This window comes from Streptomyces sp. NPDC051286 (assembly GCF_044455345.1).
Lineage (GTDB): Bacteria > Actinomycetota > Actinomycetes > Streptomycetales > Streptomycetaceae > Streptomyces.
The window spans coordinates 148,345-162,579 of the sequence record NZ_JBITER010000015.1 but is presented as its reverse complement, the minus strand read 5'-3'; the positions used below and the strand labels follow the sequence as shown (position 1 = coordinate 162,579).

Here is a 14,235-nt window from a genome sequence, read left to right as displayed (position 1 = left end):
GTTAGCCCCACTGCCCCGGGCCCCTCCGCTTCGTACCGTAGATACATGGAAGCCCGCGACCCGGAGCTCAAGAGTGAGCTCAATGCCGCCCTGCAGGCCCGCAGTGAACTCGGGCCGGAGTACGAGTCCGCGCTCATCGACTCGTTCCTGGAGAAGGTGGACCAGCGCCTCGACGTCACGCTCGACCGGCGGGTGCGGCGGCATCTCGCCGAACAGCAGATTGTGGTCGCCCGGGGGGCCCGGGCGCCACAGCCGCCGGTGGGGAACTTCGGTGAGCGGTTCGGGTTCGGGGTCATCTCCTTGATCCTGGCCATCCCGCTGTCCGCGATCGGGGTCACGAACGCCGGGATCAACGGGCTCGTCGTGGCCTGGCTGGGGATCGTCGGGGTGAATGTCGCCCAGGCCGCCCGTAGCCAGCCGTTGTTCCGGCGCTCTGATGAGCGCACGAAGTCCGACTGGGAGGACTGAGCGGCCGGCGGCCACGCCTGGCGCGTGGGCAGCACGATCAGCCGGCTCAGGTTGACGTGACGCGGGCGGCCGGCGGTCCGGGCGACCTGATCGGCGATGTCGTCGCCGGACAGGGGAGCCCAGCGCGTCGAACAGGTGAACGCGCCGACAGGTATGTCGTGGGGACCGCCGCACCCCCGGTTTCCCGGGGGGCGGGACGACGGCGGTCCCCACGAGGGACGCGGGTCCGGGCCAGCGCCGGGTGCGCGCGTCCTGGCGACAGTGGAGGTCCGGGAGCCGCACCGTAGTCCGCGTCGCCGTCTTGGGTGCCGGCGGGTTTCCCTGCCGACACCCACCAATGTGCCGGAGCCGTGTTAAGCCGGTGCTGCGCGTACGTGTCGTGCTCGTACCGTTTTCGCGAAGCCCCGAATCGCTCCCTACTGCTTCGGGCCCGCGTCCTTCGCCAGGAACGCCAGCAGGTCCTGCCTGCTCACGACGCCCTTCGGCTTGCCCTCCACCAGCACGATCGCCGCGTCGGCACCGCCCGCGCCGCCGAGCACCGACATCAGGTCCTCGACCGGTTCGCCGGAGCCGACCTGCGGAAGCGGCGGCGACATGTGCTTCTCCAGCGGGTCGGTGAGCGAGGCGCGCTGCGCGAACAGTGCGTTCAGCAGCTCCCGCTCCACGACCGAACCGATGACCTCGGCGGCCATCACGTCCGGGTGGCCGGCGCCCGGCTTCACGATCGGCATCTGCGAGACGCCGTACTCGCGCAGGACGTCGATCGCCTCCCCGACGGTCTCCTCCGGGTGCATGTGGACGAGCGTCGGCAGCGGACCGTCCTTGTAGTCGAGCACATCGCCGACGCGGGCGGACGTACCCGTGTCGTCCAGGAAGCCGTAGTCGGCCATCCACTCGTCGTTGAAGATCTTGCTCAGGTAGCCGCGGCCGCTGTCCGGGAGAAGCACGACGACCACGTCGTCCGGTCCGAGGCGCTGCGCGACCTCCAGGGCCGCCACGACCGCCATGCCGCAGGAGCCGCCGACGAGCAGCCCCTCCTCCTTGGCGAGCCGCCGGGTCATCTGGAAGGAGTCCTTGTCGGACACGGCGACGATCTCGTCCGTGACCGTCCGGTCGTACGCGGTCGGCCAGAAGTCCTCGCCGACACCCTCGACCAGGTACGGACGACCGGAACCGCCGGAGTAGACCGAGCCCTCCGGGTCCGCGCCGACGATCTTGACCGAGCCGCCGCTGACCTCCTTCAGATAGCGGCCGGTACCGGTGATCGTGCCACCGGTTCCCACGCCCGCCACGAAGTGGGTGATCCTGCCGTCGGTCTGCTCCCACAGCTCGGGGCCGGTGGTCTCGTAGTGCGAGCGCGGGTTGTTCGGGTTCGAGTACTGGTCGGGCTTCCACGCACCCGGCGTCTCCCGGACCAGCCGGTCCGAGACGTTGTAGTACGAGTCCGGGTGCTCGGGGTCAACGGCCGTCGGGCAGACGACGACCTCCGCACCGTAGGCACGCAGCACATTGATCTTGTCCGTGGACACCTTGTCCGGGCAGACGAAGATGCACTTGTAGCCCTTCTGCTGAGCGACGATCGCCAGGCCGACGCCCGTGTTGCCGCTCGTCGGCTCGACGATCGTGCCGCCGGGCTTCAGCTCGCCGCTCTCCTCCGCGGCCTCGATCATGCGCAGGGCGATCCGGTCCTTCACCGAACCGCCGGGGTTGAAGTACTCGACCTTGGCCAGCACCGTCGCCTGGATGCCGGCCGTGACACTGCGCAGCCTCACCAGCGGGGTATTGCCAACGAGACTGATCAACGAATCGTGAAATTGCACCGTGTTACTCCGGGGTCTCCGAGATGGTGCGGCCAGGGTATGCGTACGGGCATGAGATTGGGCGAAGCGATTGGGCGACGGTCGCTACGGGGCAGTTAGCTGTAAGTACGGCGGTACGGCAACGAGGAGGTGGACCGGACTGTGTCAAGAGCAAGGGTGGCACGGCGGATCGCAGCGGGCGCGGCCTACGGCGGCGGCAGCATCGGACTGCTCGGCGCGGCAGCGGCAGGCGTGTTGGTGGCGGAGGTCCAGCTGGCGAAGCGGCACGTGGGAGGCGGTATCGCGCCGGTTCCGCCCAGTGCGGACGGGCGGTACGGGGTGGCGTTCACCGGGCCCGCGGAGCCGCTGCGACTCGGGCTGCTCGGTGACTCGACGGCGGCCGGCCAGGGGGTGCGCAGGGCCGGGCAGACGCCCGGGGCGCTGCTCGCCTCGGGGCTCGCGGCGGTGTCGGAGCGGCCGGTGGATCTGCGGAACGTCGCGCAGCCGGGGGCCCGGTCGGACGATCTGGAGCGGCAGGTCTCGCTCCTGCTGGCCGACACGTCCCGTCCGCCGGACGTCTGCGTGATCATGATCGGGGCGAACGATGTGACGCACCGGATGCCCGCCACCCAGTCGGTGCGGTACCTGACCACCGCCGTGCGCAGGCTGCGTACGACGGGTGCGGAGGTGGTCGTCGGAACCTGCCCGGATCTCGGCACGATCGAGCCGGTCTACCAGCCGCTGCGCTGGCTGGCCCGGCGGGCGAGCCGTCAGCTGGCGGCGGCGCAGACGATCGGTTCGGTGGAGCAGGGCGGGCGAACGGTGTCGCTGGGCGACCTGCTGGGGCCGGAGTTCGAGGCGAATCCGCGCGAGCTGTTCGGCCCGGACAACTACCACCCGTCGGCCGAGGGGTACGCGACGGCGGCGATGGCGCTGCTGCCGACCCTGTGCGCCGTGCTGGGCCTGTGGCCGGAGTCCGACAGTCTCGACGGGTCGCGGCGTGAGGACATGCTGCCGGTGGCCAAGGCGGCGTCCCAGGCGGTCCAAGAGGCCGGTACGGAGGTCACGGGGGCGCGGGCACCGTGGGCTCTCCTCAAGCACCGCAGGCGCCGGCGTCTGCCCGCGGCCACGGAGCCGCACCCGGAGCCGGCTGTACGAGACTCGGATACAGAGCACGTGGACGGCCGGCAGCCGGAGGTCCAGCCCCCGGAGATCCAGCACCTGGACGGGAAGCGCCCGGACGTACCGTTGGACAGGGACCCTCGCGCAGGCGGGGACGCGGGCACGGACCCCGCACCCCGGACCGCCTGAGCGGTCGCTTAGAAAAGAGGCCCGCATCACACAGCCTGCCGGGTGACCTCGGCGATACGTACGGGTAACTTCCCAGACAGTCCCACCTGCTCAGTCGGCCGAGCCTGCCGCTCGGCCCTGCTCAGCCCAGACAGCCTTCCAGCCCTCATGGAGCCGCGTGATGCCCGAAGCCGTGATCGTCTCTGCTGCCCGTTCCCCCATCGGCCGGGCCTTCAAGGGGTCGCTGAAGGACCTGCGGGCGGACGACCTGACCGCCACGATCATCCAGACCGCGCTGGCCAAGGTCCCCGAGCTGGACCCGAAGGACATCGACGACCTGATGCTCGGCTGCGGCCTCCCCGGCGGCGAGCAGGGCAACAACCTGGGCCGCATCATCGCCGTACAGATGGGCATGGACCACCTTCCCGGCTGTACGGTCACCCGCTACTGCTCGTCCTCGCTGCAGACCAGCCGCATGGCGCTGCACGCCATCAAGGCCGGCGAGGGCGATGTCTTCATCTCCGCCGGTGTCGAGATGGTGTCCCGCTTCGTGAAGGGGAACTCGGACAGCCTGCCGGACACGCACAACCCGCTCTTCGCCGAGGCCGAGGCCCGTACGGCGGCCCGTGCCGAGCAGGGCGGCGACGACTGGCACGACCCGCGCGAGGACGGCCTGGTCCCGGACGCGTACATCGCGATGGGGCAGACCGCCGAGAACCTGGCCCGGCTCAAGGGCGTCACCCGTCAGGACATGGACGAGTTCGGCGTCCGCTCACAGAACCTCGCCGAGGAGGCCATCAAGAACGGGTTCTGGGAGCGCGAGATCACCCCGGTCACCACTCCGGACGGCACGGTCGTCTCGAAGGACGACGGCCCGCGCGCGGGCGTCACCCTGGAGGGCGTGCAGGGCCTGAAGCCGGTCTTCCGCCCCGATGGCCGGGTCACCGCGGGCAACTGCTGCCCGCTCAACGACGGCGCCGCGGCACTCGTGATCATGTCGGACACCAAGGCGCGCGAGCTGGGCCTGACCCCGCTGGCCCGGATCGTCTCGACCGGTGTCTCGGGCCTCTCCCCCGAGATCATGGGGTACGGACCGGTGGAGGCGAGCAAGCAGGCGCTGAAGCGTGCCGGCCTCACCGTCGACGACATCGACCTGGCCGAGATCAACGAGGCGTTCGCCGCCCAGGTGATCCCCTCCTACCGCGACCTCGGCCTGCCGCTGGAGAAGGTCAACGTCAACGGTGGCGCCATCGCCGTCGGCCACCCCTTCGGCATGACCGGCGCCCGGATCACCGGCACGCTGATCAACAGCCTGCAGTTCCACGACAAGCAGTTCGGTCTGGAGACCATGTGCGTGGGCGGCGGCCAGGGCATGGCGATGGTCATCGAGCGGCTGAGCTGAGCTGCAACAAAGGATCGACAACTGCTCGCCAAGGAGGGCGCACGAGGTCGATCTGACTCGATCGTGTCATGGTCGGTTTCCGGGCTTGCGGGGGCCTGGGCTGTTCGGGCTACGGTGATCGTGCGATCTGGGACGCCGGGTACGGCGCCGGTGTGCGGGGCCCCCGCTCCACCGGAGTGATGGTTCGGGGCTCCCCGTCACTTTTGGCCGTACCCATCTGGCCAGGTCGTCTTTGGCCGTACCCATCTGGCCAGGTCGTCAGGGACTCCGCCCGCCCGGTTCGGACCACGGACAGGATCCGTGTCGCCGACCGGGACGCGAAAGCGGGCGGCCAGTGCGCCCAAGATCATTCGGGGCGTGCCAGTGCGCGGACTCACCCCCGCTCACTGTTGAGGAACGGTCGCCTGAGGTACACGAGCTCAGGCCCGACCGGCTGAGAGCCTGTCGCCGCCCGGAACCACCGAGCCGGCCTCTTCCGCCGGCTCCGAGCCCCGACCGTGACCGAATCTCTCCCAGGATGTGACCTATCTCCTAGGGGAGAGCCATTTCCGCAGGTCACACCCGCATCAGGACTAAACCTCAGGCACAAATACCTGTCCAATTCGTGACGTAATGCACTGACACCGGGCGCAAGCGGAGGACAAGCTGATGTAGGAAGTCGGGGGATCGCTTGAAACCGGGAGTATGTCAGTGAGCGCCATGCCTCTTGCCCTGTTGCTGACCGCCGCCGCTGCCACGGCCGTGGGTGCTGCTGCTCTGCACGCTGCTCACGGGCTGCGCAAGCAGGTCATGGCTCTGCGGATGGAGCTGGCCGCCGGCCGCGCCCGTACCGCCGCCGTGCCCCAGCAGGTCCGCAGCACCGCCACCCCCGCCGCCGAGATACGTGCGGCCGTGGCCGAGGCACTCGCCGAGGAGCGGGAGCGCGAGCTCGCCGAGGCGCGGGCGTTCTGGGCCTCCCAGGAGGCGCGCGACGCCGCGGACGCCCCGTCCCTGCTGGGCGGCCTGTCCGGGATCGGCGAGGACGCACCGTTCTTCCTACCGCGCCAGGCGGACTTCGCGGGCCTTGAGGCGATGGACCTCGACGCCACCGAGGCGCTCGAGGAGCTGACGGAACTGGCCGAGTCGGCCGACACAACCGAGTTTCCGGAGGCAGTGGAGTTCGCCGAGGACTCCCCCGAGCTGGCGGCGGCCCGTCGCCGTCACCCCTCGCACCCCGACTTCGTACCGGTACAGACCCCGGTCGTCACCGACCACGAGCGCACCGTGAGCCGGCTGGAGGAGCTCGCCGACAGCCGGACCGAGCTCGCCGACGTCCGCCCCGGCCCGCTCGGCACGCTCGATGTGTACGTCTTCGCGGACGGCACCACGCTCTGTATGACCCCCGGCCACCGCGAGACGGCCGAGCGGCTCGCCGAGGCGCTGCTGGCGGGTGAGCACCCGGTGCTGCTGGGCGGTTCCGGTGTCTCGGGCGCGTACGCCCTGACCTTCTCCTGCGGCAAGGAGAACGTCTACATTCTCGCCGACCGCGTCATCGCCTCGCTCTGACCTGCGGGAGCCCCCCGGTTCCCGCGCAGCGGCCGTCGTCGGCCGCTGCCACGACCTCCGTACGGGACGGCCGCTACGCGAAAGCCCGGGTGGTCGCTTCCTCGACGAATCGCACGGCCTCGTCCAGTTCGACGGACGGGGCCCTTTCCAATGCGACCGCCAGGTCCCGGCCCGCGACCGCGACCTGGTCACCGACCGCAAACATGCCCGCGTCCGGCATGATGCGGGGCTCGCGGCCCGGTGACTCGATGCGCTGGGCCCGTACGGCCAATTCCCTGGCCGCGGCCAGTCCTTCGGCGGCCGCTCCGTGCTGGAGCCTGCTCTGCGGGGCGGCGCGCAGCCGGTCGGCGAATCGGTCCACGACGGTGACCAGCGGGGTCGTATCGAGCATGCCGCGACCCTACGCGCCCTCCCGGGATGGTTGCCAACGGGCCGACGCTCAGGCACGGTGCCGGGAAGGACCAGCAACGCGCAATGCGTCGGAGGCGCCGATGACCCATGTCTTCTCCGAAGAGACCCATCGCAATCTGCTCTCCAGAATCCCTCAGTGCACCGGTCGTGAAGTCTCCGACTGGCTCCGCACCGTCGAAGACGGCCCTGCCCTCCGGTTCGACGAGAAGGTCAGCTGGCTGCGGAGCGAACACGACCTCGCCTACGGACACGCGAAGGCGCTCGTCCACGAGTACGACCTGAGGCGGGCGGCGCGGAAGCTGCTCTAGGCAGGCGGGACGTTCGAAACACGCTCTGGTACCCCTCCCGGCAGACATTGCCGGTCACAGCACTGGGCAAGCGGCACCCGGACCGACGGGAACGGCCCGCAGGCGGTGAGCCTGCGGGCCGTTTCGTTGCGCGGAGCGTGCGTACGGTCAGTCGTCGCCGCTCAGGATGGAGAGCAGGCGCAGCATCTCCAGGTAGATCCACACCAGGGTCATGGTGAGGCCGAAGGCCGCCAGCCACGACTCCTCGCGCGGGGCGCCGAACGCGATACCGTCCTCGACCTGCTTGAAGTCCAGGGCCAGGAAGCATGCGCCGAGGATGATCCCGATGACGCCGAAGAGGATGCCAAGACCGCCGCTGCGGAAGCCCAGGCCGTCACCTCCGCCGAAGACGGAGAACAGCAGGTTGACCACCATCAGGAGCATGAAGCCCACAGCAGCGGCCATCACGAAGCCGTAGAAGCGACGGGTGACGCGGATCCAGCGCATCTTGTACGCGAGGAGCACACCGGCGAAGACACACATGGTGCCCAGCACCGCCTGCATCACGACACCCGGCCCGATGTACGTGCTGACCGCGCTGGAGATCACTCCGAGGAAGACACCCTCGAAGGCCGCGTACGCGACGATCAGCGCCGGGACCGGCTTGCGCTTGAAGGACTGGACGAGCGACAGGACGAACGCCACCAGGGCGGCGCCGATCGCAATGCCGTAGGACTTGCCGAGATTGGCCTCGTCGACGGGCAGCAGGGCCCAGGCGAGCGCGGCGCCGAGCACCACGGTGCCGAGCGTGATCGCGGTGCGCGTGACGACATCGTCGATCGTCATCGCGCCGGTGCGCGCGGGCGCCTGCGGGGCGCCGTACTGGACGTCCGGCTGGGCGTAGGGATTGGTGGCGTACGGGTTGGTGGCGGTGCCCTGGGCGTACGGGTTGGCGCTCGCGGTAGCGGCCCCGGCCTGCGGCGCCGCGTTGAAGCCCGCGTAGCCGTTGTCGCGGCTGAACCCCCGTCGCGAGAAGACCGGGTTGCTGCTCCTCATCTCACTCCTTCATGGCCACCCTGCGTGGCCTTGCCACAAGAGTAATGGGTAGGCAAAGGGATCACCCTAGTGCCAGAGGAGGATCTTTATGGAGGTTGATCACTGAAGTAACGTCCGGCCGATCGGCACCGTCACTGAACGTCGCAGTGGTGCCCGGAGCCGGACTCGAACCGGCACGCCCCCGAGGGGCAGCGAGGTTTAAGCTCGCCGTGTCTGCATTCCACCATCCGGGCTTGGCGCGCGGCTCCGCGTTGGCACCTGACCCTATCCGGGGGTATCCCCCGATCAGCGGAACAGTGGCGCGATGTTGTCTTATTTTATTGACAGTTTGAGGGGCCGTCAGCACAGGATGTAAGGCATAGTCACATACCTGAGCGGGGCGGTGGGTACCCGGACCCGCAATCGGGAATGACGGAAACTCGCCTCCCCGGGACGGCCCTGGGCGCCATGGGCCCGCCACCCGCCGGGCGACGGCCTCACCGGCACTTCTCGCTCCCGGAGTGATCTCCGGCACCCGTGGGCCGCGGACACGCACGTGTCACCTGGATCACAGCGCCGGCCCCGGATCCGCGACGCACCTCCTGCCCCGTCCGCCCCGTCGGGCGGAATCAGCCGATCGAGCGACGCAGTCATGCGTCGGCACAGTCGTGCGAGGGGTGAGCGGAGCGCCGCGTCCGGCCAGCCCGACCCTCACTCTGTGTGACCTTGGATCCGAGTGTGCGCGCCTCCGAGGAACCGGGTGCGGGCGCCGCGAAGGAACCGGTTCGACGTACGACCGGCTCAGGGGCGGTGTCATACCCAAGGAGGACGAATCGCCCCTCCGGTGCGACTCAAGTGGCCCTCCGGAACGGGCACGGGGGCTGACGACCGGCAGCGGATCAGCGCCGACGATGGAGTAGTCCGCTTCCGGACCCCCGAACCGAAGCCCTGAACAGGAGTGTCCCCGTGACCATCACCTCCACCGCTCACCGCGCCACCGCGGTGGCTGCCCGCGCCACGGATCTGTCCAAGGTCTACGGACAGGGCGAGACCCAGGTGAAGGCCCTGGACCGGGTCACCGTGGACTTCCCGCAGGGCGAGTTCACCGCGATCATGGGCCCGTCCGGCTCCGGCAAGTCCACCCTCATGCACTGCGTGGCCGGTCTCGACAGCTTCAGCAGCGGTTCGGTACGGATCGGCGAGACGGAGCTCGGCTCCCTCAAGGACAAGCAGCTCACCCAGCTCCGCCGGGACAAGATCGGTTTCATCTTCCAGGCGTTCAACCTGCTGCCCACGCTGACCGCGGCGGAGAACATCACGCTGCCGATGGACATCGCGGGCCGCAAGCCCGACGCCGAGTGGCTGCGCAAGGTCATCGAGATGGTGGGGCTCTCCGACCGGCTGAAGCACCGGCCCACCGAGCTCTCCGGCGGCCAGCAGCAGCGTGTCGCGGTGGCCCGCGCCCTGGCCTCGCAGCCGGAGATCATCTTCGGTGACGAGCCCACCGGCAACCTGGACTCCCGCTCCGGCGCCGAGGTGCTGGGCTTCCTGCGCAACTCCGTGCGCGAGCTGGGGCAGACCGTGGTGATGGTGACTCACGACCCGGTCGCCGCCTCCTACGCGGACCGGGTGATCTTCCTGGCGGACGGGGCGATCGTCGACCAGATGATGCGCCCCACCGCGGACGGGGTCCTCGACCGGATGAAGGCGTTCGACGCCAAGGGCCGTACCAGCTGAGCCCGCCCGGCCGCCCCCGATCCCGCTTCCGGAACCCATCCCAGGACTGACAGACATGTTCCGTACCGCCCTGCGCAATGTGCTCGCGCACAAGGCCAGACTCCTGATGACCGTGCTCGCCGTCGTACTCGGCGTGGCCTTCGTCTCCGGCACCCTGGTGTTCACCGACACCCTCGGCAGCGCACTCCGCAACCAGTCGGCGAAGAGCTACGACAACGTCGCCGTCGCCGTCACCACGCACGCCGACCGGCGCGACGAGAAGGCGCCCGGCATCAATGCCGCCACACTGAAGAAGATCCAGGGCCTGGACGGGGTGGCCACCGCCACCGGCCGGGTCTCCGGCTTCGCCGGGGTCGCCGACCCGCACGGCAAGCTGATCGGCAACGGCTGGTCGAACACCGGCGCCAACTTCTTCCCCGGCCCGAACGGCAAGGACGCCTCGTACACCTTCGTCGACGGCACGGGTCCGGCCGGCGACGACCGGATCGCGCTCGACAAGGAGACGGCGAAGAAGGGCGAGTACAAGGTCGGCGACCGGGTACGGGTCGCCACGAACGGCCCGGTGAAGGAGTACACCCTCTCCGGTGTCTTCACCACCGAGGACGGCGCGGTGAACGCGGGCGGCAGCCTGGTCCTCTTCGACACGCCGGTCGCCCAGCAGCTCTACCTCAGGCCCGGCTGGTTCCAGGACGTCACCGTCACCGCGGCGGCCGGCGCTTCCGACCGGAAGCTGCTGGACGCGGTGGAACCGCTGCTGCCCAAGTACGCCACTGCCCAGACGGGCAAGGTTCTCGCCGACAAGCAGGCCAAGCAGATCGAGACCGGCCTGAGCAGCCTCAACACCATGCTGCTCGGCTTCGCGGGCATCGCCCTCTTCGTCGGGATCTTCCTGATCGCCAACACCTTCACCATGCTGGTCGCCCAGCGCACCAAGGAGCTGGCGCTGCTGCGCGCCGTCGGCGCGTCCCGCCGCCAGGTCAAGCGTTCCGTGCTCATCGAAGCCGCCGTGGTCGGCGTGATCGCGTCCGTCATCGGCTTCCTGCTCGGTATCGGTCTCGCCACCGGGCTGCGCTCCGCGATGAGCCTGATCGGCGGGAAGATCCCGGCCGGACCGCTGGTGGTCTCGCCCACCGCCGTCGTCGCCTCGTTCGGCGTCGGTGTACTGATCACCGTGCTGGCCGCCTGGCTGCCGGCCCGCCGGGCCGCGAAGATCCCGCCGGTTGCAGCGATGAGCAGTGTGCACGCGAGCGCGACCGTCAAGTCCCTCGTGCTGCGCAACTCCATCGGCGCAGTACTGACCCTGCTCGGTGGCGCGGCGATCGTGGGCGGTGCGGCGATGGCCGGGTCTGCCGGCCAGTCCGTCATCGGTCTCGGCGCCTTCCTCACGCTGATCGGTGTCATCGTGCTGATCCCGCTGCTGTCGCGGCCGGTGATCGCACTGATCCGCCCGCTGCTCGAGCGGCTGTTCGGCGTCTCCGGCAAGCTCGCCTCGCAGAACGCGGTCCGCAACCCGCGGCGTACCGGCGCCACCGCCTCCGCGCTGGCGATCGGTCTCACCCTGGTCACCGGCATCTCGGTGCTCGGCGTCACCCTCGGCCAGGCGATCGACCGGATGACGACGGACGACGTCAAGGCCGACTACATGGTGTCGATGGCCAGCCACGACACACTCGACAAGTCGGCACTCACTGCCCTGCAGAAGGCCGACGGGGTCTCCGCCATCTCGCCACAGCAGGAGGCCTCGCTCAAGGTCAAGGGCACATTCCACCCCGCCACCGCGGTCACCCCCGGCGATGTCGAGAAGATCTTCACGCTGAAGACGGTTTCCGGCTCGGTGGACTCGCTCGGCAACGGCGAGATCGCGATCTCCGAGAAGGCCGCGAAGCACTACGGCTGGAAGACCGGTGACACCCTCCCGGTGACCTACGACGACGGGAAGACGGACGATCTGAAGGTCGGCGCGGTCTTCGAGGACAACGGGTTCCTCTCGCAGATTCTGATCTCGACGAAGCTGGCGGAGCCGCACGAGGCCCACCCGTACATCCCCGGGGTCTGGCTGAAGATGGACGGGGGCACCAGCCAGGCCAACGAGCAGGCGCTGGTGGACGCGCTGGGTGACAACCCGGCGATGAGCATCATGGACCGCCAGGACATTCGGGACATGTTCGGCGGCACCATCAACCTCGCCATGAACATCATGTACGGGCTGCTGGCGATGGCCCTGATCATCGCGGTGCTCGGGGTCGTCAACACCCTGGCGATGTCGGTCTTCGAGCGTCAGCAGGAGATCGGCATGCTGCGAGCGATCGGCCTGGACCGGCGCAGGGTGAAGCGCATGATCCGGCTGGAGGCCGTGGTCATCTCGCTCTTCGGAGCGGTGATCGGTGTCGCCCTCGGTATGTTCCTCGGCTGGGCGATCGGTAAGTCACTGGCCACCTCCATCCCGGGCTACGCCCTCGTCATCCCGTGGGACCGGATCGCGCTCTTCCTGCTGCTGGCAGGACTGGTGGGTGTGCTGGCCGCACTCTGGCCGGCCCGCAGCGCCGCGAAGCTGAACATGCTGACGGCGATCAAGACCGAGTAGCGGTCGGCCGGCACCGGGACACAACGGCCGAGGGTCGGTACGCGCAGTCTGGAGCTGCGGGTACCGGCCCTCGGTCCGTTCCGGTGTCAGCCGGTCGCCGACGCCGTCCAGTCGCGGGCACGCAGCGGCATACGGGCGGCCCCGCCCTCTGCCGGGCGCACCGCGAGGATCTGGTTGACCCCGATCCTGTTGTGCTCGAAGGACAGGGCGGAGGCGGCCATGTAGAGGCGCCAGACCCTGGCCCGGCCGGGCGAGGTCATCGTGACCGCCTGGTCCCAGTGCTTCTCCAGATTGGCGACCCAGCAGCGCAGGGTCAGTGCGTAGTGCTCACGGATCGACTCGACGTCACGGGCCTCGAAGCCGGCCTCCTCGAGGGTGGCGACGGTCCGGCCCAACGGGGCGAGTTCGCCGTCGGGAAAGACGTACGCGTCGATGAACTCGTCCACGTGGTAAGCGGACTCGTCCCGTTCGGGGCGGCGGGCGATCTGGTGGTTGAGCAGCCGGCCGCCCGGCTTCAGAAGGGCGTAGAGGTCGTCGGCGTACTCGCGGTAGCGGACCAAGCCGACGTGCTCGGCCATGCCGATCGACGAGATGGCGTCGTACGGGCCGTCCCTGACGTCCCGGTAGTCCTGGACCCGGATCTCGATCCGGTCGGTCAGACCTTCCTCGGCGATGCGCTTGCGGGCGTATGCGGCCTGTTCGACGGAGAGGGTCACCCCGGTGACCTGGGCGCCGTACTCGCGGGCCGCGTGGATGGCCATGGAGCCCCAGCCGCAGCCGACATCGAGGAGGCGGTCGCCCTCCTTCAGCGCGAGCTTGCGGCAGACCAGGTCGAGCTTGTCGCGCTGGGCGTCCTCCAGGCTTCCGTCGTTCTCCCAGTAGGCGCAGGAGTAGACCATGGACGGGCCGAGGACCAGTTCGTAGAAGTCATTGCCCACGTCGTAGTGGTGGCTGATGGCCTCCTTGTCGCGGCGCTTGGTGTGAAGGGGGCCGGTGCGGCGGCGGACCTCCTCGGCGGGCGGGGGCGGCGGCGGCCAGGGTCCCGCCAGGTGCAGCAGGCTTCGGGCGGCGGCCCGGACCTGTGGGTTCCGGATCGGGTGGACGGTGTCCTTCGCGTCCACGCCGCGCTCCCAGAGCAGCCCGGCCATCAGATCCAGCATCTCGTAGAGATCGCCGTCGATGTCGAGTTCGCCGGCCACCCAGGCGCGGGCCAGGCCCAGTTCGCCCGGTTTCCAGAGCAGCCGGCGCAACGCGCGGCGGTTCCGGATGACGAGAACGGGGGCACCGGGCGGTCCGGATTCGCTGCCGTCCCAGGCCCGGATCCGGACCGGCAGGGGTTCTCCCAGCAACTCCTCGGCGAGAGCGGTCAGCCGCAACGCGGCGTCTGCCATGGCGTACACCTCCGTGATGGTGTTTCCCAACGAGCCCAAACATGCCCAAACATGCCTCGAACCACTCCGTGTACCCGTGGTGCCACGACGAGGTACACCGCCGTCAACACTCTCCGGCGCCAACGCCATCCCGCAGTGGCGCAACGGAACGGCACAATGCCTGCACACCACACATATGTGCCGGGCGGTCATTCCCGGGCCCCGGACACGCCGAAGGGGCCGCCCGCACCACGGATGGCGGACGGCCCCTTCGGGCGTCGTACGGAGAGGATCCGGCGGACCGGAG

The 14,235-nt window shown here is 69.5% G+C and carries 11 protein-coding genes and 1 tRNA gene; 7 read left to right on the top strand and 5 right to left on the bottom strand.

The window, feature by feature from the left end; genetic code table 11:
- Window positions 1–45 precede the first annotated feature (45 nt).
- Window positions 46–468, top strand: a complete 423-nt coding sequence (locus ACIBB8_RS17860) for a hypothetical protein (protein ID WP_398953072.1) — start codon at window positions 46–48, stop codon at window positions 466–468.
- Window positions 469–884: 416 nt separating this feature from the next.
- On the opposite strand, the gene ACIBB8_RS17855 is transcribed toward ACIBB8_RS17860, so the two are convergent.
- Entirely contained in the window at window positions 885–2,288 is a 1,404-nt protein-coding gene (locus tag ACIBB8_RS17855) for a cystathionine beta-synthase (RefSeq protein WP_398953070.1), read from the bottom strand.
- 156 nt (window positions 2,289–2,444) lie between these two features.
- Here ACIBB8_RS17855 and ACIBB8_RS17850 point away from each other — a divergent pair, with 156 nt between their 5' ends.
- The 3 genes from ACIBB8_RS17850 to ACIBB8_RS17840 all read left to right on the top strand — a co-directional run bounded on the left by ACIBB8_RS17850 (window position 2,445) and on the right by ACIBB8_RS17840 (window position 6,504).
- Window positions 2,445–3,578 carry an SGNH/GDSL hydrolase family protein gene (locus ACIBB8_RS17850; protein ID WP_398953108.1) on the top strand — a complete coding sequence of 378 codons (1,134 nt, stop codon included), beginning with the start codon at window positions 2,445–2,447 and terminating at the stop codon, window positions 3,576–3,578.
- A 160-nt stretch (window positions 3,579–3,738) separates the two neighbouring features.
- Window positions 3,739–4,959: an acetyl-CoA C-acetyltransferase gene (locus tag ACIBB8_RS17845; RefSeq protein ID WP_366692400.1), complete on the top strand. Its 1,221-nt coding sequence runs from the start codon at window positions 3,739–3,741 to the stop codon at window positions 4,957–4,959.
- A 684-nt stretch (window positions 4,960–5,643) separates the two neighbouring features.
- A complete protein-coding gene (locus ACIBB8_RS17840) occupies window positions 5,644–6,504 on the top strand; it encodes a hypothetical protein (protein WP_398953067.1) in 861 nt (286 codons plus the stop codon).
- A 73-nt stretch (window positions 6,505–6,577) separates the two neighbouring features.
- Here ACIBB8_RS17840 and ACIBB8_RS17835 read toward each other — a convergent pair whose 3' ends face one another.
- Window positions 6,578–6,895 carry a hypothetical protein gene (locus ACIBB8_RS17835; RefSeq protein WP_366692402.1) on the bottom strand — a complete coding sequence of 106 codons (318 nt, stop codon included), beginning with the start codon at window positions 6,893–6,895 and terminating at the stop codon, window positions 6,578–6,580.
- A 100-nt stretch (window positions 6,896–6,995) separates the two neighbouring features.
- Here ACIBB8_RS17835 and ACIBB8_RS17830 point away from each other — a divergent pair, with 100 nt between their 5' ends.
- On the top strand, window positions 6,996–7,223 hold the full coding sequence (locus ACIBB8_RS17830) for a DUF4287 domain-containing protein (protein WP_398953065.1): 228 nt from the start codon (window positions 6,996–6,998) through the stop codon (window positions 7,221–7,223).
- A gap of 147 nt (window positions 7,224–7,370) precedes the next feature.
- On the opposite strand, the gene ACIBB8_RS17825 is transcribed toward ACIBB8_RS17830, so the two are convergent.
- Together ACIBB8_RS17825 and ACIBB8_RS17820 are read right to left on the bottom strand one after the other, a co-directional pair.
- Window positions 7,371–8,258, bottom strand: coding sequence for a Bax inhibitor-1/YccA family protein (locus ACIBB8_RS17825; protein ID WP_398953063.1), 888 nt, complete (start codon window positions 8,256–8,258; stop codon window positions 7,371–7,373).
- Window positions 8,259–8,405: 147 nt separating this feature from the next.
- Window positions 8,406–8,491: transfer RNA gene (locus ACIBB8_RS17820), tRNA-Leu, on the bottom strand.
- Window positions 8,492–9,203: 712 nt separating this feature from the next.
- Between ACIBB8_RS17820 and ACIBB8_RS17815 the strand changes: the two genes are divergently transcribed.
- The gene (locus ACIBB8_RS17815) at window positions 9,204–9,974 is read left to right on the top strand and encodes an ABC transporter ATP-binding protein (RefSeq protein WP_266984854.1); all 771 of its coding nucleotides are present in this window, start codon (window positions 9,204–9,206) and stop codon (window positions 9,972–9,974) included.
- Window positions 9,975–10,029: 55 nt separating this feature from the next.
- Window positions 10,030–12,558 carry an ABC transporter permease gene (locus tag ACIBB8_RS17810; protein WP_398953060.1) on the top strand — a complete coding sequence of 843 codons (2,529 nt, stop codon included), beginning with the start codon at window positions 10,030–10,032 and terminating at the stop codon, window positions 12,556–12,558.
- 86 nt (window positions 12,559–12,644) lie between these two features.
- On the opposite strand, the gene ACIBB8_RS17805 is transcribed toward ACIBB8_RS17810, so the two are convergent.
- Window positions 12,645–13,949, bottom strand: coding sequence for a class I SAM-dependent methyltransferase (locus ACIBB8_RS17805; RefSeq protein WP_398953059.1), 1,305 nt, complete (start codon window positions 13,947–13,949; stop codon window positions 12,645–12,647).
- Window positions 13,950–14,235 lie beyond the last annotated feature (286 nt).